General features: G+C 74.8%; 13 protein-coding genes and 3 pseudogenes. 13 read left to right on the forward strand and 3 right to left on the reverse strand.

Annotation, left to right across the window (positions count from 1 at the left end; translation table 11 throughout):
- Positions 1–420 precede the first annotated feature (420 nt).
- A pseudogene (locus tag M1O15_RS13625) lies at positions 421–771 on the forward strand (hypothetical protein); the annotation flags it as partial.
- Positions 772–858: 87 nt separating this feature from the next.
- Here the strand turns inward: M1O15_RS13625 and M1O15_RS13630 are convergent.
- Entirely contained in the window at positions 859–1,494 is a 636-nt protein-coding gene (locus M1O15_RS13630) for a TetR/AcrR family transcriptional regulator (protein WP_248634064.1), read from the reverse strand.
- A 144-nt stretch (positions 1,495–1,638) separates the two neighbouring features.
- On the opposite strand from M1O15_RS13630, the gene M1O15_RS13635 reads away from it, so the two are divergent.
- Positions 1,639–2,397 (forward strand): SDR family NAD(P)-dependent oxidoreductase, encoded by a 759-nt coding sequence (locus M1O15_RS13635; protein WP_248634065.1) that lies wholly within the window; start codon positions 1,639–1,641, stop codon positions 2,395–2,397.
- A 223-nt stretch (positions 2,398–2,620) separates the two neighbouring features.
- Here M1O15_RS13635 and M1O15_RS31840 read toward each other — a convergent pair.
- Positions 2,621–2,851 (reverse strand): annotated as a pseudogene (locus M1O15_RS31840) (hypothetical protein); the annotation flags it as partial.
- Between the two features lie 1,259 nt (positions 2,852–4,110).
- Between M1O15_RS31840 and M1O15_RS31400 the strand changes: the two are divergent.
- The 9 genes and pseudogenes from M1O15_RS31400 to M1O15_RS13670 all read left to right on the forward strand — a co-directional run.
- Positions 4,111–4,284: pseudogene (locus M1O15_RS31400) on the forward strand (YcaO-like family protein); the annotation flags it as partial.
- Between the two features lie 40 nt (positions 4,285–4,324).
- The gene (locus M1O15_RS31405; protein ID WP_282576708.1) at positions 4,325–4,453 is read left to right on the forward strand and encodes a hypothetical protein; all 129 of its coding nucleotides are present in this window, start codon (positions 4,325–4,327) and stop codon (positions 4,451–4,453) included.
- A 15-nt stretch (positions 4,454–4,468) separates the two neighbouring features.
- Positions 4,469–4,834, forward strand: coding sequence for a YcaO-like family protein (locus M1O15_RS31410; RefSeq protein WP_308282314.1), 366 nt, complete (start codon positions 4,469–4,471; stop codon positions 4,832–4,834).
- Between the two features lie 1,156 nt (positions 4,835–5,990).
- Complete coding sequence (locus tag M1O15_RS13645; RefSeq protein WP_248634067.1) at positions 5,991–11,678, forward strand: type I polyketide synthase; 5,688 nt, start codon at positions 5,991–5,993, stop codon at positions 11,676–11,678.
- 68 nt (positions 11,679–11,746) lie between these two features.
- Complete coding sequence (locus M1O15_RS13650; RefSeq protein ID WP_248634068.1) at positions 11,747–12,544, forward strand: hypothetical protein; 798 nt, start codon at positions 11,747–11,749, stop codon at positions 12,542–12,544.
- Complete coding sequence (locus M1O15_RS13655; RefSeq protein WP_248634069.1) at positions 12,544–13,926, forward strand: NAD(P)/FAD-dependent oxidoreductase; 1,383 nt, start codon at positions 12,544–12,546, stop codon at positions 13,924–13,926. Before M1O15_RS13650 ends, M1O15_RS13655 begins: the two co-directional genes overlap by 1 nt.
- Positions 13,927–14,114: 188 nt before the next feature.
- Entirely contained in the window at positions 14,115–15,011 is an 897-nt protein-coding gene (locus tag M1O15_RS13660; protein WP_248634070.1) for a hypothetical protein, read from the forward strand.
- Positions 15,008–15,160, forward strand: coding sequence for a hypothetical protein (locus tag M1O15_RS13665; protein WP_248634071.1), 153 nt, complete (start codon positions 15,008–15,010; stop codon positions 15,158–15,160). Before M1O15_RS13660 ends, M1O15_RS13665 begins: the two co-directional genes overlap by 4 nt.
- 254 nt (positions 15,161–15,414) lie before the next feature.
- Positions 15,415–15,807 carry a DUF2255 family protein gene (locus M1O15_RS13670; protein ID WP_248634072.1) on the forward strand — a complete coding sequence of 131 codons (393 nt, stop codon included), beginning with the start codon at positions 15,415–15,417 and terminating at the stop codon, positions 15,805–15,807.
- On the opposite strand, the gene M1O15_RS13675 is transcribed toward M1O15_RS13670, so the two are convergent.
- Entirely contained in the window at positions 15,769–18,486 is a 2,718-nt protein-coding gene (locus M1O15_RS13675; RefSeq protein ID WP_248634073.1) for an AAA family ATPase, read from the reverse strand. The two genes, M1O15_RS13670 and M1O15_RS13675, sit on opposite strands and share 39 nt — an antisense overlap.
- A 346-nt stretch (positions 18,487–18,832) precedes the next feature.
- On the opposite strand from M1O15_RS13675, the gene M1O15_RS13680 reads away from it, so the two are divergent.
- On the forward strand, positions 18,833–20,173 hold the full coding sequence (locus M1O15_RS13680) for an MFS transporter (RefSeq protein WP_248634074.1): 1,341 nt from the start codon (positions 18,833–18,835) through the stop codon (positions 20,171–20,173).
- A gap of 2 nt (positions 20,174–20,175) precedes the next feature.
- Positions 20,176–21,513 carry a carotenoid oxygenase family protein gene (locus M1O15_RS13685; RefSeq protein WP_248634075.1) on the forward strand — a complete coding sequence of 446 codons (1,338 nt, stop codon included), beginning with the start codon at positions 20,176–20,178 and terminating at the stop codon, positions 21,511–21,513.
- Positions 21,514–21,949: the final 436 nt, after the last annotated feature.

Genomic DNA, 21,949 nt, shown 5'->3' on the forward strand with positions numbered 1-21,949 from the left:
CCAGGGGGGTCGGGTTCGCGTCGCCGCTGTCCGGGTCTTCGGGTCGCTGCCCGACCGTATGGCGGGCGTGCACGCGCAACAGGCGTCGATCTGGGCGGGGTCGTACGGGGCGAGGAGGCCAGGCGCAGTGCGTGGCGCTCGCCGCAGGGGCGTCGGCGCACACCTCCCGGGCGGTGGGGAAGGCGGCGAGGAGCTGCCGCAGCCGGGGGGCGGGCTCCAGCGCTGGGCCAGGCTGCTGCGGGTGCCACGCTGAAGCGGGCCTCCGCCGCGAGGTGCTGGCGAACAGGGCGTTGAAAGTGCCGCGAAGGTCCGCTCGACCGACCCCTTCGCGGGTTCGCCGGTTGGTGCGCGCTGCACGCGGCTCCCGGGCTTCGCAGGCGGCCGGGCATGCGGGCGGAGAAGAACACGGTGCTGCGGTCAATGGCGAACGCCGCGGTCGATGACGATCGCCTCGGACCCCACCACCGGCCGGGCACCGGGAAGGACCTCTGCGCCCGGTGCAGCTGGAACCCCGCGAAGACCACCCGCATCCGAAAGGTCGACGCCTCACCCTCGGACGCCGACATCGGTACCTGGTGTGCGGTGTGCGGCGCCGACGACCTCATCGCTACCGCCCGCGCGGTCGACTCGATGTACCTGAAGTGGCGCTGCCTGCACCTGGGCGGCATGTGCAAGGTCCAGCAGGACTGGAACACCCTGCACGAGCGCACCCGCGTCTGCCGGGTCTACGTCTCCAACGTGCCGCCCGGGTTCTTTTTGAGCCGGAGCTACCCCAGCAGGCGCGGGGACGACGTCGCCAGGTCGTCGTAGACCGGGGCACCGGCCGAGCTACCCCGCGGGTGCGGGGACGACTTCGGGTCAGACTGTCCGATCGGAGGCGTAGCGGGCGAGCGTGGTCTCGACTGCCTGCTCGACGGCGTTGTGGATGTCAGAGGCTGCGGGGTTCCAGTCGGTCAACAGCATGCGGGGCCAGAGCACGTAGTTGGCGATCATGCCGAGGAATTGGTTGGTGGCGCTCTCGGAGTCCGGTACGTCGGCGTTGCCAGCCTCGCGCTCCGACTCCAGGTAGTGCTGGACCGAGGTGAAGTAGGGCAGTTTGCCGAGTTGGAACTGCATCCGTCCCAGTTCGGGGAAGCGGGGCAGTTCGGCGATGACGATGCGGAACAGTGCTGTCATGCCGGGTCGGCCGATCAGGTCGGCGTAGCGGTGGCCGATGGAGGTCAGGCCGGAGCGCAGGTCTCCGGCCTCGGGTCGTGCGACGGGGCCTGCGGTGTCACGCTGCCAGGACTCGGTGACGATGGCCTCGAAGAGGGCTGCTTTGGTGGGGAATTGTTTGAACAGGGTGGACTTCGAGACGGCCGCCCCTTCGGCGATGCGGGCGAGGGAAGTGCCGTCGTAGCCGCGGTCCAGGAAGAGGTCTGTGGCTGCGGAGATGATCGCCTCACGCTTCTGCTGGGCGAGACGGCGGTGATGTGCGGAGAGCTCTGCTGCCATGTGTGCAGTATGCACCAGACCCGAGGCGAGTCACTTGACTCGCCTCTTCTGAGGTGCCTACGCTGCAGTGAAAAGGCGAGTCGCCTGACTCGCCTCTGATGGCGGTGACCGCTTCTCCGGTGCCGTGCGATGAGGGAGTAGCTGATGACAACCGACAAGATCGCTTTGGTGACCGGTGCGAACCGTGGTCTGGGCCGGAGTGCGGCTCTTGCGCTGGCGGCGCGCGGGGTGCGGGTCGTAGCCACTCATCGGGGTGATGCAGCCGGGGCGGAGGAGACGGCGCGGCACGTGCGCGCTGCGGGTGGGACTGCCGCTGTCATGCACCTCGATATCAGCGATGTCTCTTCCTTCGGAGCCTTCACTTCCGAGCTGAGCGCACTGCTTGAGCGCTGGGGGGCTTCGCGGCTCGATGTCGTGGTCAACAACGCGGGGGTGGGTGTCTTCGGTCCGCTGGAAGCTGTCACGGCCGACGACTTCGACACGGTGTTCGGCACGAACGTGCGGGGCACGTTCTTCCTCATCCAGTCGCTTGTGCCGCTGCTGGCGCAAGGCTCCCGGGTCATCAACGTCTCGTCGTCGTTGACTCGCCACACCAGTCCCGCGACCTCGGTCTACTCCGCCTCGAAGGCGGCCGTCGAGGCTCTGAGCCGCACTCTGGCCGCAGAACTCGGCCCCCGAGGTATCCGGGTCAACTCCATTGCCCCCGGGCCGACCGCCACCGACTTCAACGGCGGTGCGATGCGGGATGACGCCGGTATGCGCCAGGGTCTGGCCGGGCGGACCGCGCTCGGCCGCGTCGGCGAACCCGAGGAGATCGGCGACGCCATCGCCACGCTGGCGTCCGATGGCCTGCGCTGGATGACGGCCCAGCGCATCGAGGTCTCCGGCGGCGCCCTCCTCTGACCAGCCGCGCGAGCCTGCGCCGGGCCACAGGCAACGGCGGGCCGCATTCATTCCGCGCTGGTCTCGTCTTCATCCAGCTCGGTCGCGTCCAAGTCGCGCGACGGGCGCAGGGCGCCGGCGGCCAGGACGCTGGCGGAGAAGCTGTAGCGGCCGAGCAGGTTTCAGGTTGCGGTGCTTGAGCGGGGAGAGTCGGGCGATATCCTCCTCCCGGATCTCGTGGCCCTCCCAGCAGCGACAGGAACGGGCGCACCGTGCGTACCGGTTCGCGAGCGCGGCCCGCATGGCGACTTCGGCCGAGTTCTCGTCCTGTGGCGCCAGGGACACCACGGTGGCCGCCCGCGCTCATCACGGAGGCGCGCGGGGCGACTTCCTCCAGCGCCACCCACAGCACGGCCACGTCCAGGTCCGTGCCGTGCTCCTCGACCAGCTCCAGTTCCTCGACCAGCACCTCCCAGTGGCGACGCTGAAGACGCCGGGGGCTCGCGGTTCTTGGAGCTGAAGCGGTTGCGCCGACGCCGACGACGGGGACAGCCGCGTCACACTAAGCTCGCCTCCGAGTCACGCGATCCGAAGCTCCGCCACTGACATCAGCCTCCAGAGCTCAGATGCAGGTAAAGGAAAACAGCACCCGTGGCTAGCATCGACGCAGGTCACGAAAGTCCTCCCCGCGCCCGCGGGGGTAGCTCGTCGAGACGCGGCACCCCGGGCCGTGGTCCCCCGTCGTCCCCGCACCGGGGGGCTCCCAGGTGCCCGAACCCGGCGCGTCGTCCTCGCGCTCGCGGGGGCCTCGTGGCGGGGGCGGCCTGTCGGGTACGCCCGGACTTTCCCCCACGTGTGCGCGCTGCACGCGCAGGCGGGGGCGGTGTTCGGCGGGTACGCGCGGTGAGCACGGCCCGAGCAAGGCCACTACGCCGTACGCCGGCGGCACGTCACTCCGCGCCCGCGGCATGGCGGACCACCCCGCGGGTGCGGGGACGACCCACCGCGCCGCGCAGGATGCTCTCCATCACGAGGACCACCCCCGTGGGTGCGGGGACGACGCTGTTCACCTGCGACGTTGTCGCGGTCCCTGTCCGTTCTCGATCGGTACGACTGTGTCACCTTGCCACTGCCTTGGCTCGGGCCTGCCGTACGCGGCCGGGGTTCGTCCTCTGCGCGGTGTGCGAGGACTTGACCCGCCGTCTGCTGTTGCGGTTGTGGCGCATGGAGCCGGGGCGGCTGGATGCCGAGGCGTCCGCTCGCGGGCTGGTCGACGGCGCCGGGGCGGTGCGGGCGGCCCGCCGGCATCCCCCGCCTGCTGAAAGAACAGGGCGACCAGCGGACGGAGGCGGCCAGTGCACGCGCTTGACGAGGCGGAGCCAGTGGTATCGCCCGGCACGGTCCGGGCCCGGACCGTGGTGGAGACCTGGCAGGCGCTGGAACCGCTGCTGTCCGCGTACGGGATCACCCGGGTCGCGGACCTGACCGGCTTGGACACGGCCGGGCTGCCGGTGTGGACGGCGGTCCGCCCGGCCTCTTGGAAGCTGAGCACCACCTCCCGGGGCAAGGGCGCCGCGCTGCTGGTGAAGATCTCGGCGGTGGTGGAGGCGATCGAGCTGTGGCACGTCGAGCAGCCGCTGCCGCGCGGCGCCCGGCCGCCGAGGTCGCCCCAACTGCCCGGTGGCCGCCCTGCCGCTGCGCGTCCGCCACCCCGTACGGGTCCTGGCCCGGGTGGTGTGGGAGTGGACGGCCGACACCGGGCTGCTGGACGGCTCCGTCTCGCTGCTGCCGGTGGACCTGGTCCGCCGCCTGGCCCAGCGCCCGGAGTGGGTACCGGACCTGCTGTGCGTCACCAGCGCCGGACTGGCCGCCGGCAACACCCGCTTGGAGGTGCTGCTGCACGGGTTGCTGGAGGTGGTGGAGCGCGAGGTGCTGCACCTGCGACGCCGTGGTCGGCGGGCGGCGCCGGACCGGGACCGATCCGGCCGCGGTGAGCGATCCGCATGCCCGGGAGTTGCTCGACCGGCTGGCGGCCGCGGGCGTGGAGCTGGACCTCGCCCTGGTCGGCGGCCCGTAGGAGTTGCCGGTGTGCGTGGCCTACCTGTGGTGCGAGGACCACCTGGTCGTCTTCGCCGGGGCCGGCTGCCACCCCCGCCCCGGTATCGCGCTGACCTGGGCGGTGAGCGAGGCGGCGCAGTCCCGGCGCGCGGCCATCGCCGGCACCCGCGACAACCTGCCCACCGAACCCGCCCCCGCCCAGCCGGCCCGCTCCCGCTCGTCACCACGAGGCCCACCCCGTGGCCGCCGGCCCTCAGCCTGCCGCCCCGGCCACTCGGCGGCACCTTCGCCGACCAAGTGTCCGCAGTGGCCCGCCGTGTCCAGCAGGTCACCGGGCACCAGCCGGTGGCCTTGGACCTCACCCGGGATCCGGCCGGGCCCGTCCACACCGTGCAGGTGATCTGCCCCGGCGCCCGCTCCCGCACCAGAAGGTGGATGGTCCGATGAACCCCACCACCCCCACCCCTGTCCCCTCCTCCGGCCCCGGCACGGTCCCGGCTCCAGGCCCGGTCGGAGCGCCGCCCGGCGGCCGCCCGGGACGGTGCGGCGGCCGGGCCACCGCGTACGACGCCTTCTACACCGCCCCACCCTGGTGGCCCGCCTGTACGCCACGGCGATGGGGGAGGACTACCCGGGCGAAGTCGCGGCCTCCAGCTCGTGCCACTGGCCCCCGCTCGGCCAGCCGCCGGCCCGGCTCCGGCTGGACCCGGGCCGGCTGCTGGTGGATGGACGCCGACTACGGCACGGGCGGCATCGGCCTGTGACTCGCCCGCGCCCTCGGCGCCGACCGTCGCCCGGCCTTCGGCCTCACCGCGGCCCGCGCCGCCTTCTACGTCGCCGACTTCGAGGACCCCGGCCTCGCCCCGGGCGCCGCCGGCGGCATCGTGTGCGTCGACGCCCTCGGCCGCGCCACCGACCGCACCGCCGCGGTGGTGGAGCTGGCCCGGGCGCTGGCCCCCGGCGGCCGACAGCTGATGACCCGCGCTGTGCGCTCCGGCACCGCCCCGGCGTGGCGGGAGCAGGCCCGGGCGGCCGGGATAGAGGTAGAGCACGTGGACGAGCGGCCGGGCGAGCCCGGCATGCGGCAGCGGCTGTACCGGCTGTGGATCGCCCACGCCGACCAGCTCCCACCGAACTCGGCTACCAGCAGGCCCACCACACGCTCACCGAGGCCCGCCCCGTTCGGATCAGCGCGCCGCCCCCGACCACATCGCACCCGGCATCTCGGCCGCCACCCCGAGGTACGCCGGGCTGAGGCCGGCCCGTACCGGGGCCGAGCCTCGTCCGGGCGGGGGTATTGGCCGGAACCGGCCTTCCCTCGCGTCTCCCGCAGCCGTTCTCTGGAAGGGCCCCGGGTGGGAGGCGGCGGAAGCCGGCCCGCGCGTCCGGAGCGTCTTCCTCATCGCCCGCCCACCGGTACGTCGGCCGGCCCGGCCGCGCTCGCCCGGTGGCGGCGCCATCGCCCGCCGCCGCGCCCGTGCGGTGGCGGCGCCATCACCCGCAGGGACTTTCCGCGTGCGAAGGCCCCCCGTAGCCGGGAAGTAGGTGATGCGGCCGTGTCCGCATCAGAGTCGGAGCCGATAGCGGTGGTGGGGATGGGCTGCCGCTTCCCCGGGAGGGTGGCGTCGGCCTCGGAGCTGTGGCGGCTGGCGGCGTCGGGGCGCTCGACGGTCGGGCCGGTGCCCCCGGATCGCTGGGACGCGGACCGGCTCGCGGCCTGGCATGATCCGGACCTCCGGGCGTCCGCCGCGCGGGGGTGTTTCGTCGAGGGGGACCTGTGGGCCTGGGAGCCGGAGGCGCTGGCCGTGGCGCCGGCCGAGCGGGACTGGGTGGACCCGCAGACCCGGCTGATGATGGAGGTGGCCTGGGAGGCGGTCGAGCACGCCGGCATCCCGGTGACGCGGTTGCGGGGCTCGCGGACCGGCGTCTACGTCGGCACCTATGCCAACGACAACCTCTTCCGGGACGCCCGGCCGGTGCAGGACGCGCCGAACAGCGCCTATCTGTTCGGCAACTTCACGGCGGGCGCGGCCGGGCGGGTGGCGTTCGCCATGGACCTGCGCGGTCCGGTCATGGTGGTCAGCACCCACTGCTCGTCCGGTCTGGTCGCGCTGGACAGTGCCTGCGGCGCTCTGACCCTGGGCGAGTGTGACCTGGCGCTGGCGGGTGGGGTGCTGCTGATGATCGCCCCGCAGACCCACTACTACGAGGCCCCGCTGCTGCTCTCGCCCACCGGGGCCTGTCATGCCTTCGACGCCCGCGCCGACGGCTACGTCCGGGGCGAGGGGGCCGGCGCGCTGCTGCTGAAGCGGTACGCCGACGCGCGACGGGACGGCGACCGGGTGCTGGCGGTGATCCGGGGCAGCGCGGTCAACAACGACGGGCAGTCCACCCGGCTCACCGCCCCCTCCACCGAGATGCAGCAGGAGCTGTTCCGGGTGGCGGTGGGCCGGGCCGGCGTCGACCCGGGGACGGTGGGCCTGGTGGAGGCGCACGGCCCGGGTACGGCGGTGGGCGACCCGGTCGAGTACACCTCCATCCACGCCGTCTACGGCCGGGGCACTGGACGGTGCGCCCTGGGCTCGGTGAAGACCAACATCGGGCACTCGGAGCCGGTGTCCGGAATCGCCGGGATCATCAAGACCGTCGAGTGCCTGCGCCGCGGCAGCGTGCCGCCCAACCAGCACTTCGAGCGGTGGAACCCGGGCATCGACCGCGCGGAGCCCTCTCGGCTCTTCGTGCCGACCCGCCTCACGCCCTGGCCGGTCGAGCAGGGGCCGCGCACGGCCGCCGTCTGCTCCTACGGAGTCAGCGGGACCAACGCCCATGTCGTACTGGAACAGGCCCCCGACCGGAGCGGGGACCGTCGCCCCGCCCGCCAGGCCCCCGCTCCGGCCGGGCCGGCGGCCCCCGACGGCTCCGGGGCGCCGCTGCTCCATGTGCTGTCCGCCAACTCGCCCGAATCCCTGGCCCGTTCCGCCGCCCGGCTGGCCGACTGGCTGTTCGGCGAGGGACGGGACGCGGATCCCCGGGACGTGGCCCACACCCTGGCCGTACGGCGGCAGCACGCCGACCACCGCCTCGGCCTCGTCGCCACGGGCACCGCCGGCCTGCGCGACCTGGCCGCCGCCTTCGCCCGCGAGCGCGAGGACGCCGAACCGCCGGATGCCGAACTGCCGGACGCCGGACCAGCGGACGGGGACGTCTCGGAGGTGCCCGACCACGCGGTGGTGACCGGCACTCCGGTCCTGCCCCCCGACCATCCGGGTCCGGTGTTCGTCTTCACCGGGCAGGGCTCGCAGTACCCCGGCATGTGCCGCGAACTGCTGTCCCAGGAACCGGTGTTCGCCGGGGCGATCGAGGAGTTGGAGCCCCTGGTGCGCGCCGAGGCGGGTTTCTCGCTGCGCGAGGCGATCGAGGGCCCTGCCGGGCTGACCGGCGTTGACCGCATCCAGCCGGTTCTTTTCGCGGTGCAGGTCGGGCTCGCCGCCCTCTGGCGCTCCTGGGGAGTGCGGCCCACCGCGGTGATCGGGCAGTCCCTCGGAGAAGTGGCGGCGTCCGTGGTTGCGGGGGCGCTCACCCCGGCCGACGGGGCGCGGGTGATCTGCCGGCGGGCCGGTCTGCTGGCCCGGGTCGCCAGCGGCGCGATGGCCTCGGTGATGTTCGGCGCCGACCGGACCCGCGCCGCGCTCGACGAGGCCGGCGCCGATGGCGTCTCGGTGGCCGTGGTGACCGCGCCCGGCAGCACCGTCGTCTCCGGCGATGCCGACCAGGTCCGCTCGCTGGTGCGGGACTGGGAGGAGCACGGCGTCCCCGCCCGCATGATCGACGTGGACGTCGCCTCCCACTCCGCCCAGGTCGATCCGATCCTGGACGACCTGCACACCGCGCTCGGCGGCCTCGCCCCCCGGCGGCCGGAACTGCGGCTGTACTCCACCGTCGCCGACGACCCCCGCCGACCCGGGCCGCTCGACGCCGGCTACTGGGCCCGCAACCAGCGCCGCACGGTGCACTTCCAGCGAGCCGTCGAGGCCGCCCTCGCCGACGGCCACCGCCTCTTCGTGGAGTGCACCGCCCACCCGCTGACCACCCGGGCGATCCTCCAGACCGCCGCCCCGGCCGGGCACACCGACGTGGTGGCCATCGGCAGCCTGCGCCGCCGGGTCCCCGACCGCGAGGCGCTGCTCGGCCACGTCGCCGCCCTGCACACGGCCGGCGACGGCGAGGTGGACCTGGGCAGCCGGTACGGGGACGGCGAGGTGGTCGACGTACCCGTCACGGCCTGGCACCGCACCCGGCACGGCGGCGAACGCGCCCCGTACACCCTGGTCGACTCCGCGCTGCCGGCCGCCGCGGTCCACCCGCTGCTCGGCGGCCAGGTGCACGACCCGGACCACCCCGGGCGCCGGCTGTGGCAGACCCCGGTGGGCCCGGACCGCGTTCCCTGGCTCGGCGACCACCGGGTGGCCGGAGTGCCGGTGCTGCCGGGCACCGCCTACGCGGACATGCTGCTCGCCGCGGCCGCCGAGGCCGCCGGCACCGACCAGGTGGCGGTCGCAGACGTACGGATCGAGGCGCCGCTGGTCCTCGACCCGGAACCGCTGGTCACCACCCGGCTCACCGCCGCGGCGGACGGGTCGGACGGATGGGGCGGGTCGGACGGATGGGACGCGGAGGTGGTCTCCACCGGGGAGGGCGGCCGCGTGGTGCACGCCCGCGGACGCGTCCGGCGGGCCCCGGCCGGTGACCGGCCGGCGCCGGTGCCCCCGGAGCGGTTGAGTCCGGAGGGCTGGCGGGACGTCGAACCCTCCTCCGTCCACCAGGTCTTCCGGGACCGCCACGACGTCGTCCACGGGCCCGCGTTCACCGCGCTGGACCGCATCCTGGTCGACCCGGACGGCGGACGGGCGGTCGCCACCCTGCGCCTGCACGAGACGGCCCGGGTCTCGGCCTGGACGATGCCGCTGCACCCCGCTCTCGCGGACCAGGTGGTGCAGACCGCCGTCTCCGCCTGGCTGGCCCACCACGTCCTGGTCCCGGGCCCCGTGGTGGTCACCGGCTTCGACCGGCTGCGGGTGCACGGGACGGCGGCCCACACCCGCCGGGCGGTCGTGGAACTGCTGGACGCCGACGAGTTCGGCTGCTCGGCCCGCGCCCTGCTCACCGGCGCGGACGGCACCGTGCTGGCCGAGATCGACGGACTGCGGGTGCGCAACGTCACTCCGCCCGACCGGATGTACGCCGACCGCCTCAGCCACCAGTCCGAACTGGACGCGCCCGCCCCCGCCGACCGGGCCCGGGACGGCGGCGGCTCCTGGTTGCTGCTCACCTCCGGCGGGCCGGCCTGGGCGGAACCACTGGCCGGGCTGCTCGACGCGGAGACGGCCGGCTGCCGGAGCCTGCCCCTGGACCGGGTGTCCGACCGCCCGGAATTGCTGGACGATGCCACCGGACTGGTCCTCGCCGTGGACGCGGCGGCACCGCCCGACAGCGACGCGCCCGACGCCGATGCGGCGAACGCGGCCCGGGAGGCGGTCGGGGCCGCCGCGGGCCTCCTGCGCCTCCTCGCCGACCGGACCGACCCGCCCAGGCTGTGGCTCCTCACCCCCTCCGCCGCCCACGCTGGCACCGATTCCGGCGCCGGCACCTCCGCACGGCTCACCGCCGCCGCGCTGACCGGGCTGCTGCGGTCGGCCGCCTACGAGCTGCCGCAGCTCCGCCCGAGCGTCCTCACCCTCGACCCGCGGGACGGCGCCATCCTGGACCGCGCGGTCGCCGAACTCCTCGACACCGAGCAGCCGATCACCGAGCTGCGGCTGACCGAGCGGGACCGCCGCCTCACCCGCGTCGTCCCAGGCGCGGGACCGGAACCGGAGCCCGGCCCGGCACCGGAACCCGGACCGGAACCGGCACCCGTACCAACGCCGATGTCCGTACCAGGTCCTCGGACCGGGCCGAACCGGCCTCCCGACCCGCAACCGGCACCGGGGACCAGCCGGCCGGGCGACCCGGATCCGGAACGGGGACAGGGCACCGGGCCCGTACCGGAACCGGGCGACCCGTCCGGACCGGAACACCCGCCGGGCGATCGGCGGAGTGCGGGGCCCGAGGGGGCCGACGAGATCGGGGGCGCCGGGCACCCCGTGGTGGCGGGCGGCTCCTACCTGGTCACCGGCGGCCTGGGCGGCCTGGGGCTGCGTACCGCCGACTGGCTCGCCGCGCACGGCGCCGGGCGGGTGGTGCTGCTCGGCCGCTCCGCCCCGGATCCCGCGGTACGCGAGCACTTGGCGGCGGCCGGGGCGGACGGCACCGACATCACCGTCCTCACCGGCGACATCGCCGACCCGGACGACCTCCGCCGCGCGCTGGACGCCGCCCGGGCTGGAGGGCGCCGGCTGCGCGGTGTCGTGCACGCGGCCGGAGTGGTGGAGGACGCGACCCTCGGCACCCTGGACGCCGCGCTGCTGGACCGGGTCTGGCGCGGCAAGGCGGCAGGCGCCTGGGCCCTGCACCGCGCCACCCTCACCCCCGCGCCGGACTTCTTCGTCCTGTACTCCTCGGTGGCCGCCCTGGTCGGCTCGCCCGGACAGGGCGCCTACGCGGCGGCCAACGCCTTCCTCGACGGGCTGGCCGCCCACCGGCGGGCCCTCGGCCTGCCCGCCACGTCGATCCAGTGGGGCGCCTGGCGCGAGGTGGGCAGGGGGCAGCACCTGGCCGAGCGCGGGCTGCTCACCATCCGCCCGGACGACGGCGTCGACGCGCTGGAACGCGTCCTCACCGCCGGGCACACCCGGATCGCGTACTCACCGCTCGACTGGGACCTGTGGACCCGCCCCTACCCGGAGGTGCGCGCCTCCACCCTGCTCGCCGGCGTCCTGTCCGGCGCGGACGGCGCCGACGACTCCGCACCGGCGCGCCGGCGGCTCACCGACTGCGCCGATCCCGCCGAACGCCGCGCCCTGATGGAGCGGTTGATCATCGATTCGGTACGGGAGCTGCTCGGCGGCACCACCCGGCACATCGGCCGCCACACCAGCATGGTCGCCCTCGGACTGGACTCCCTCGGCGCCGTACAGCTCCAGCAGCACCTGCGGCGCGACCTGGGCACCGAGTTGAAGCCCGGCGTCATCTGGGTCAAGCCCAGCCCGGCCACCCTGGCGGACTGGCTGCTGGACCACATGGGGCTGAACGCGCCCGGCGCCGACCGGGACCAGGAGGGCGGGAACGGCACCGAAACCCCGTAGAGCGGCGGCACCGCGTCCGCCGCGGCGCCCCGCCCCTCGGCCACTCCGTCGCGCAGGAGCCGACCATCATGCACCCGTACCTGGCCGTCGACATCCTCATCGGCACCACCCGCCAGAACGCCGGCAACCTGGCCGTCGCCGTCCTGGGCCTGAGCGCCACCGCCTACCTGGTCGCCCGGGCCGAACGCGAGCGTCGCCGCGAGGGGCGCCTCGCCCTGTGGATCCTGCTTGCCGCGTCCGTGGTCACCTGCCTCGCCGACGCCGGAGCCCGGCTGCTCATCGGCCTCCAGGCCGACCCCGGTGCCAACAGCCTGGTGATGTACCGGGCCTTCGGTATCGACATGGCCATCTGGATGGCCTTCGCCTTCCCTCCGTACGTGGGGTTCATCGGCTACGCGACGTACCTGGCCTACCGCGAGGGGCACGCCCGCCGCCGCCTGTGGCTCATCCTGGTCGTCAGCGCGGTCGCCGACACCGTCGGCGAGTACGTCATGATCCACGCGGGCGGGCTCTACTCGTACGCCGGCCGGCAGCCCCTGGAGGTCTTCGGCCTGCCCCTGGTCTGGCCGTGGGTCATCGTGGCGGCCCCCATGCTGATGGGCGCACTCACCGCACTGTTCGCCGACCGGCTGCGCGGAGCCCGCGTCCTGCTGCTCCTGCCGCTGCTCGGCAGCGGCTACCTGGCCTGCCTGGCCGCCGTAGGCTGGCCCGGGATGGTGGCCCGGGCCACCGCGGTCGGGCAGCCGGTGCTGGACCTCGTCGGCCTGGTCACCCTCGGCGGACTGCTGGCCACCGTCCACCTGATGAGCCTGCCGCTGCCCGCCCGGCCCTCCGCCGGGCCCTCGCGCCCGCACCGGGGGGAGTGATGTCCCCGAGCCTCCACCGCGACCGGCGGGCGATCGTCATCGGCGCCGGCGTCTCCGGTCTGCTCACCGCCCGGGTGCTGGCCGACCACTACGGGCAGGTCACCCTGGTGGAGCGGGACGAACTCCCGCCCACGCCCCGACAGCGCAGAGGGGTGCCGCAAGGCGCCCACGTACACGCCCTGTTCGCCCGAGGCGTGGCGGCCCTGGAGGAGCTGCTGCCCGGCTTCGGGGCCGCGCTGACCGGCTCCGGGGCCCACCGCATCGACATGGGGCGGGACCTCGCGCTGGCCACCCCGTACGGCTGGGGGGTCCGCCACCTCGCGCGGCTGCCGGCCCTCGGAGCCAGCCGCCCCCTCATCGAGCACGTCATCCGCGCACGGGCCACCGACTCGCCCCGTCTCACCCTGCTCACCGGACACCGCGTCATCCGGCTGACCGGCCGGCCCGAACACCTCGACGGCGTCGAGGCCCGGCACGGCTCCACCGACCGCCACCTGCCCGCCGACCTGGTCGTGGACGCCGCCGGCCGCGCCTCCCCGCTGGACCGCTGGCTCGCCGAGCTGGACTGCCCGGCGCCACCCGCCCGGACGGTCGACGCCCATGTCGGCTACGCCACCCGCCTCTTCCGCACCCCCGCCGGCGGCGTACCCGCCGACTGGCGGGCCTGCTACAGCCTCCCCCTCGGGCCGTCCACCCCGCGCGGCGGAGTCCTGGCCCCCGTCGAGGGCGACCGGTGGATCATCACCCTGACCGGAACCGGCGACCACCGCCCCGGCACCACCGACGACGACTTCCTGCCCTTCGCCCGTTCGCTGCTCACCCCCCTCATCGCCGACTTCGCCGCCCGGGCCGAACCCCTCACCGCCGTACGGGGCAGCAACGCCACCGCCAACCGCCTCCGCCGTCCCGGGCACGCCGGCCGGCTCCCCGGGAACCTCCTCGTCACCGGCGACTCCGCCTGCGCCCTCAACCCGGTGTACGCCCAGGGCATGACCGTCGCCGCCCTCAGCGCCCTCGCACTCCGCGACTGCCTCACCGCCGCGCCCCCTCGACCCGGCCCCGACCGGCTGGCCCACCGCTTCCACCAGGCCCAGAGCGCCGTCCAGCGCCTGCCCTGGCTGCTGGCCACCTCCGCAGACAACCTCCACCCGGGCACCACCGGCACCCGCCCCGGTCTCCACCACCAGGCGCTGGCCCACGCTTTGCACCAACTGCTGCGGGCCGGCGCCCACCACCCGGAGGCGCAACGCCGCTCCCTCTCCCTCATGGCCATGACCGCCGGCCCCGCCACCCTCACCCACCCCCGCGCACTGCTGGCCCTGGCGACGTACCGCCGACACCCCGCGACCCCGACCGGCCACCCGCCGCCTCCGGCGCCCTGAGCCCCGCCATCGTGGGATACAGACCGACGAAGTCCACGTCGGTAAGCAGCTCCCCCAGCTCATCACGGATCCGTATCGCCACGTTGTCCTTCGGTAACGCGAATCGGGCCAGCGTGTCCGCGTCCATGATCCGGCGGGGCGCGTCGCTATGGGCGGAGTGGGCGGGCCTGAGGGAGTGGAACGGCTACGTGCCCACCGCTGCCGAGGAGCAGGATCTGGACAGCGAGCTGGACCGCCGCCTGGCCCGGGCGGCCGTCCGGCGAGCGAAGCCCGTGCACATCGTCCCGGACGACACCGCGATGGCCGCGGCCGGCCAGGGCGACAATCTCGCCTCCCGCCTCATCCACCGCGCCCACGCCCAGATCGGCTGGTACCTGTACGCCCCGGCGTGCGCGTTCGCCGGAGGCATCGCGATCCAGCGTCTGATCCGCGCGCATCCGGCTGATTGGCTGGCCTTCCTCCGGGGGGCAAGGACGAGCGTTCCGCCGCCGGGACGTACAGACGCTCCGCAGGTGCTCACCGACCGCCTCGTGCGGCGCCTGGACGAGCAGCTGCGCACCAGTGGCCCGAACACCGACCCGGTGGGCTGGCTGCTGGCCCGGGGCCTGCCCCAGCGTCAGCAGTGCGGCGATGCCCGGTGCGACGACCGGGTGCTGCTCGACTCCGGCCGGGACTGCCCTCGCTGCGAGGACCGGCAGGCCGACCGCCGCGCCCAGCGTCACGAAGTCGCGGCCACCCTGGACAACGCGATGCCGGGCGCCTCCGAGGCCGAGCGCCGCGCGGCCGCCGACCGGCAGCTGCACGAGCGGCTGACCCGCCCAGGGCTGGGCCCGCGAACACGAGCAGGAGCAGGTCCGCGCCCGGCAGGCCGCCGCCAAGGCCTACCGCGCCGAAGCAGCAGCCGCGCAGCCGGCCGACGAAGCCACGGCCGCGTTGGCAGCCCCGGTCGTGCTACCTGCGCCGCGGCCGCCCGTCCTCACCCCCGCTCCGGAGCCGGACTTCCCCGACGTCGACGACAACCCAGGGGCTGGTCCTCGAAGAGCTCACTCGCGACCAGGTCCGCGACTGGTGGGTGCGGGCGATGAAGGACCACCAGGTGGTGTTCGACCGCATCAATCGCTACGGCGAGCCGTCGGCCCGGCGCCTGTTCAGCCACCAGCTGGTCGACCAGGCCCAGCGCCGGGCCCGGCTCGGGCACTTGGACCTCGGCCACATCACCTGGGGGCAGGGATGAGCGGCACCGAGGCCTCCGGGGTCGACCTGGCCAAGGTCGTGCTGCGGGCCGGTCGTACGGCGCTCCGGGGCGGACGCGAGCCCCGGGTCTGGAGGCCGCGATCGGCTTCGCGGTGTTCGTCGTCGTGGCCTCAGACTCGTGGCGGCGGCCTCGTCCTCGCGTCGGCGAAGGCTGCCTATCCCGAGCCTGTCCACGTCGGTCTAGGCGACGACCACCGACGCGTACGCGATGCCGCCCCGGTGAGGGTGGGTCGCATGGACATGGACCTGGACAGCGTCTGGGAGCGGATGGAGATCGTCTTGTGGGTGCGGCAGGGGGCGGGCGGCTGGTCGGCGAGGACGGTGTGGGTGGTGGCGGTCGGCGTGGAGGCGTATGTGCGCTCGGCCTTCGGGCGGCGCAGCGCCTGGTACCGCCGGATTCTGCGGGACGCGGAGACGGAGGTGGAGGTGGAGGTGGCCGGGGTTCGGGGGTCTGTCACCCTCCGGGCGGTGGACGATCCGGAGCTGGTCCGGCGTGTCTCCTGCGCCTACCGGGTCAAGTACGGGTTGAGCTGGCCCGGGCCGGTGGAGTCGATGAACGCGTACGAGGCCGCGGCCACCACCATGCGGCTAGTGGATCTCCGGGAGGTCGCGCAGTTGCCTGCGTGAGGTGAGTCCGAGCTTGCGGAAGATGTTGCGCAGATGCGCGTCGACCGTGCGTGGGCTGAGGAACAGCTTGGCCGCTACCTCCTTGGTGGTGGCGCCGTCGGCCACCAGGCGGGCGATGTGCACCTCCTGCATGGTCAGCTGGTCGGAGGCCTTGGAGGTACGGCTGCGGGCCTGCTCGCCGGTGGCCCGCAACTCGCCTGCGGCGCGTTCGGCGAACGCCTCCATGCCCAGGTCGGACAGCGTCTCGTGGGCGAGCCGCAGCGCGGACCGGGCGTCCCGCCGCCGGCCCTGGCGGCGCAGCCACTCCCCGTACAGCAGCCGTGCGCGGGCGCGGTAGACGACCAGCGCGTCGTCCGCGAGCAGGTCGACGGCCTCCTGGTACGCGGACTCCTCTCCGGTCACCAGGGCCCGCGTCCAGGCCTCGACGCCCAGGCCCCAGGGCTGCCCGCCGGCCTGCGTACGCTCCCGGAGGGACGCCAGGGCGCCGGCGGCGACCTCCGTCTCGCCGCACCGTACCGCCGCCTCCACCAGCTCGGGCAGGGCGAGCCCCGCGGTGCCGACCGCGCCGTACTTCACCGCCTGCCGCGCCGCCTCCAGGGCGGCCGGGTAGTCCGCCAGGCCGTTGCCGAGCACGGCCGTCGCCCAGCGCACGCTGAGGCTCATCCGGTGGTCGACCGTTTCGAACAGCTCGGCGGCCTCCCGGCGCCGTCCGCGCAGCGCGGCCAGGTGCAGGCGCGGGTAGACCAGCGGCGCCGCCCCGGTGGCGTCGGCGATCGCCTCCTCCTCGGAGATCAGCTCCATGGCGGTGCCCAGCTCGCCGGCGTGTACCGAGGCGGTGGCCCGCATGGCCAGTGCGATGGGCAGCGCGTGGAAGGAGCCCGACTCGCGGCCGGCCGCGACCGCCCGTGCGGAGATGCCCCGCAGGGCGGCGAAGTCCCACAGCTCGGTGGCCAGCATGAAGCCGAGGGACGGCCGCCTGGCCCACACCGCGTCCTGGACGGAGGCGAGGATCGGCCCGAGGGCCGGCCCGGCCGCCGCGTGCCCTTCGCCGACCAGGCGGACCAGGCCGGCCAGCACCGCCGTCGCGCCGGACGCCGGCTCCGGCCCGTCCGGCGGCGCGACCTTCCGTACGGCCGCCACCACGTCGTCCAGCCCGCCCAGCAGCAGCCCCATCTCGATGGCGTCCAGGCAGCAGTCCCGCGCCCGGACCGGGTCAGAGGCCGCCAGCCGGGACGCGGCCCGCAACAGATGCGTGGTGGGGTTCTCCTCACCGCGGCTGCGGACGAACGACAGCCGGCCGCGGAGCAGGTCGGCCCTGGCCGCCCGGCCCGGATCACCGGCCCGGCCGCCGGCCGGCCGGTCGGTGGCGCCGTCGGCCGGATCGTCGGCCGGTACGGTGCTCAGCAGCTCGGCCGCCGTGTCGAAGTCGCCCACCGAGAGCTTGGCCTGCACCGCGGCGAGGACCCGCTCGGCGCGTCGGGCCGGGTCGGCCGTGAGCGCGGCCGAGCGTGCGAGGAACGCCGCCGACGCCGCGGCACCGCCGCGTTCCCGGGCCCGGGCGGCGGAGGCCTCCAGCGCGGCGGCGACCTGCTCGTCCGGCCCGGCACAAGCCTGGGCGAGGTGCCAGGCCCGCCGGTCGGGGTCGGTGACCGGGTCGGTCGCAGCGGCCAGCGCCCGGTGCGCCCGCCGCCGCTCCTCCGGCGTCGCGGCCCAGTAGGCGGCGGAGCGGGCGAGCGGGTGGCTGAACCGGATCCGGGTACCGAACTCGACCAACGGTACGGACTGCGCGGTGGCGTCCGCGTCGATGCCCAGGTCCCCGGCTGCCCGCCACAGCAGGCCGGGGTCGCCGATCGGGTCGGCGGCGGCGACGGTGACCAGCAGCCGGGCGGCCGGCGGCAGCAGCGCCAGCCGGGAGCGGAAGCTCTGCTCGATCACCTCCGGCACCGACTCGGGCTGGGCGTATCCGCCCGCCATGCCGGCGAGCCCGGCGGTCCTGGGCAGCTCCACCAGCGCGAGCGGGTTGCCGCGCGCCTCGGCCAGCACCCGGTCCCGCACCCGCTCGTCCAGCGGGGCGCGGACCGCCGCGGCCAGCAGCGCGCGGGCGTCCGCCTCGCCCAGCCCCCGCAACCGGTGGCCGGGCAGCCCGTCCAGCTCGGACAGCCGGCTCGGCTCCCGTACCGCGCACACCAGGGCGACCGGCTCGGCCGAGACCCGGCGGGCCAGGAAGGCCAGTGCCTTGGCCGAGGCCCGGTCCAGCCAGTGCGCGTCGTCGACGACGCACAGCACCGGGCGCTCCCGGGCGGTCTCCGCCAGCAGGCCCAGCGACGCGACGCCGACCAGGAACGGGTCGGGGGATCCGGTGTCGAGTCCGAAGGCGATCTCCAGCGCGGTGCGGTGCGGCGCGGGCAGCGCCGCCAGCCGGTCGGTGACCGGCGCGAGCAGCTGGTGCAGCGCGGCGAACGGCAGCTCCATCTCGAACTCCGCGCCGGACGCACGCAGGACGAGGAACCCGGAGGCGGCCTCGCCCAGTCGGTGCAGCAGCGCGCTCTTGCCGATGCCCGGCTCGCCGCGCAGGACCAGGGCGCTGCCCCCGCCCTCCCTCGCCGCCTGGAGCAAGGTGTCGAGCCGGCGCAGCTCGTCCTGCCGACCTGTCAGCGCTTTCGTCTGTATCCCGGGCATGATCGACAACCTATGCGGTGACGCTGCCCGGCGGAATCCGGCAAGGCCCCGGACTGCCGGGACGTTGCGGCGCACGGCCTCCGTGGTGGAGGCGCGGCCCCCTTCGCCGAGCCGCGGCCCGGGCACGCGTGGTGGCGATGTCCGGCTCCCCGGCCGGGATCGCGGCTCCCCGGGCCGCGGCGCTGCCCAGGCGCGCGGGCGCCGAGCCGGTGCCCGGCCCCCTGGCCGGGGCCCGGCCCCGGCGCCGCGACACAGCCCGGCCCCCTTCACCGACTCGCGCCCCGGGTCTCCGTATAGGCGATGTTCACCGACGCGAGCGGTACGCGCCCGCTGCGAGGGTCGGGCCATGAACAGCAACGCGCTACCGCGAGGGAACACCACCGGCGGCTGGACGCCGCTGGCGGTCCTGGCCACGGCCCAGTTCCTGGTCGTGCTGAGCACCTCGATCGTGAATGTCGCCCTGCCCGGTATCCGGACCGGTCTCCGGCTGTCCGACACCGGCCAGGCGTGGACGGTCAACGCCTACGTACTGGTCTTCGGAGCGCTGCTGCTGCCCGGAGGGCGGGCCGGCGATGTGTACGGGCTCCGCCGGGTCTTTCTGCTCGGCACCGGCCTGTTCGCCGCCGCCTCGTTCGGCGCGGCGCTGGCGCCCACCGCGGCCGTGCTGATCGCCTGCCGGGCGGCGCAGGGCGTCGGCGCGGCGCTGCTGGCGCCCACGGCGCTGGCGCTCGTCCTGACGCTCTACCCGGATCGCGGGCGGCGCGGCACCGCACTCGGTGTGTGGGGCGCGGTGTCCGGCGCCGGCGGGGCGGCGGGCGTGCTGCTCGGCGGGGTGCTCACCGACCGGTTCGGCTGGCGCGCGGTGTTCGTGGTGATGGTGCCGCTCGCCGTGCTCGTCCTGGTGGCCACCCGGCTGCTGGTCGCGGCGGACCGGCCGCGCGGCGGGAGCCTGGACGCGCCGGGCGCGGTGACGGTGACGGCGGGTCTGGTGGCGCTCACCTACGGCCTGTCCGGCCCCTGGGTGCTCGCTGTGGTCGGCGCGGTGCTGCTCGCCGTGTTCGCGGTGCTCCAGCGCAAGGCCGCCGCCCCGCTGCTGCCGGCCCGGATGAGCGTGGTGGCGGTGCCCAACGTGCTGATGGCCCTGCTCGGCGCGGTCTGGCTCGGGCTGTTCTACTTCCTGCCCCTCTACCAGCAGCGGGCCCTCGGCTACTCGCCGCTGGAGGCCGGGCTGACCCAACTGCCCCTCGCCCTGGTGATCACCCTGTCCTCCTGGGCCACCGGCAAGCTGCCCGGCCCCCGGACACTCCCGGCGGGCCTGCTGGTCCTGGCGGCCGGACTGGCCTGGCTGTCGCGCACCCCGGCCGACGGCACCTTCCTGGCGGACCTGCTCGGCCCGACGCTCCTCATCGGCGCCGGACTGGGGGTGGCCTTCGTCCGGCTCACCGCGATGGCCTCCACGGGCGTGCCGGCCGCCGACAACGGCCTGGCCGGCGGGCTGGTCAACGCCACCCGGCAGATCGGCGGAGCCGTCGGCCTGTCCTTCCTGACCCTGCTCCCCTCGGTCGGCGCCGCCTTCCTGGCCTGCGCTGTCCTGGCCCTCCTCCTCACCGTCCTCTCCGCCCTGCGCACCCCTCCGGCGGCCCCCACCACCCCGACCTCCTCCTCCCTCCCCACCCGAAAGGCCTGACCATGACGCTCGAAAAGCCCTTCATCAGCGGCCACTTCAGCCCCGTCTCCGACGAGATCACCGGGCACGACCTGAAGGTACGCGGCACCCTCCCGCCCGAGCTGAACGGCCGCTACTTCCGCAACGGCCACAACCCCAAGCCGGGGATCACCCCCAGCCACTGGTTCCGCGGCGAGGGCATGCTGCACGGCATCCGCCTCACCGACGGCCGGGCCGAGTGGTACCGCAACCGCTGGGTGCGCACCCCCTTCCTGGACGGCGTGCCGTTCACCGGGACCGAGCTGGAGGTCAGCGCCGCCGCCACCAACATCATCTTCCACGGCGGGCGCTACCTCGCCCTCCAGGAGGCGAACCTGCCGTACGAGGTGAGCGCCGAGCTGGAGACCATCGGCGTCCACGACTTCGGCGGCAAGCTCACCAGTGCGATGACCGCCCACCCCAAGGAGGACCCGGAGACCGGTGAGCTGCACTTCTTCAGCTACAGCCCCTTCCCGCCGCACCTCACCTACTACGTGGCCGACGCCTCCGGGGACATCGTCAGGTCGGAGATCGTCCAGGGCGCCGGCCCGTCCCTGATGCACGACTTCGCCATCACCCGCGAGCACGTCGTCTTCATCGACTCCCCGGTGGTCTTCGACCACGCCGAGCAGTCCGGCATCCCCTACCGCTGGCACGACGAGGTCCCGCTGCGCATCGGCGTGCTGCCCCGCTCCGGGGGCCGGACCACCTGGTACGAGGTGCCCGACCAGGCGGCTCTGCTGCACGTCGTCAACGCCTACACCGACGCGCGGGGCCGCATCGTCCTGGAAGCGCCGCGTCTGGACCGGTCCAGCTGGGAGAGCTCCTGGAAGTGGTGGGTCGGCGCCCCGGGATACGGCACCAGCCCCGCGACCGGCTCGACCCTGCACCGCTGGATCGTCGACCCGGCCACCGGCACGGTCACCACCGAGGCCATCAACGACCTGGTCACCGAGTTCCCGTCGATCAACGACGCCCACACCGGCGCCGAGTACCGCTACGGCTACGCCATCGCCTTCCCCGGCGCGGGTCTGTCGGGCTACCACACCGCCAAGTTCGACACCCGGACCGGTCGGCAGCGGCTGTTCGCCCACGGCGAGGGCCGGATGCCCGGCGAGGCCGTCTTCGCACCCGCCGAGGGCGGCACCGCCGAGGACGACGGCTATCTGCTCACCATCGTCAGCGACCTGAAGGCCGATGCCTCCGAACTGCTCGTCCTGGACGCGAGCGACCTCAGCGAGGTGGCCGCTGTCGAGCTTCCCCGGCGGGTGCCGGCCGGCATCCACGGCCACTGGATCCCCGACACCGGCCAGTCCGCCTGACCCCTCGGCTCCCACCCCGCGAGCGCGGCGGCGGCCGACGACGCCTTGGTCGCCGTCGACACCCTCGTCGAGGCGCTCACCAGGATCAGTCCGGAGGCCGGCGCCGCCTTGACCGCGGTGACCGCGGTGACGGTCGCGGCCCGCCGGCGCGTGGGTCTGCCCGTCGACATCGAGGCGGAGACGGTCTCGGTCGCAACGGCCCCCGGGGTCCCCGGACCGCGTGCCGGAGGACGGCCTCGTCGGCGTGGCCTGGGCCCGGGGTTCCAGGGCATCCGCTGACCGGTCGTGAGATGCGGAGGGGGCGCACCGTTTCGCGGGGGCTCCGGGCGGGTCGGTGTCGGTCGATGCGGAGAGGGTGTTCCGCGGTGGCGCTGTGCCCGGCTCTTCGGGCTGGGGATTCCTGGGGTGAAGTCCTTCCCGTTCGGCACCGTCCCCC

The organism is Streptomyces lichenis (assembly GCF_023218175.1).
Classification (GTDB): domain Bacteria; phylum Actinomycetota; class Actinomycetes; order Streptomycetales; family Streptomycetaceae; genus Streptomyces; species Streptomyces lichenis.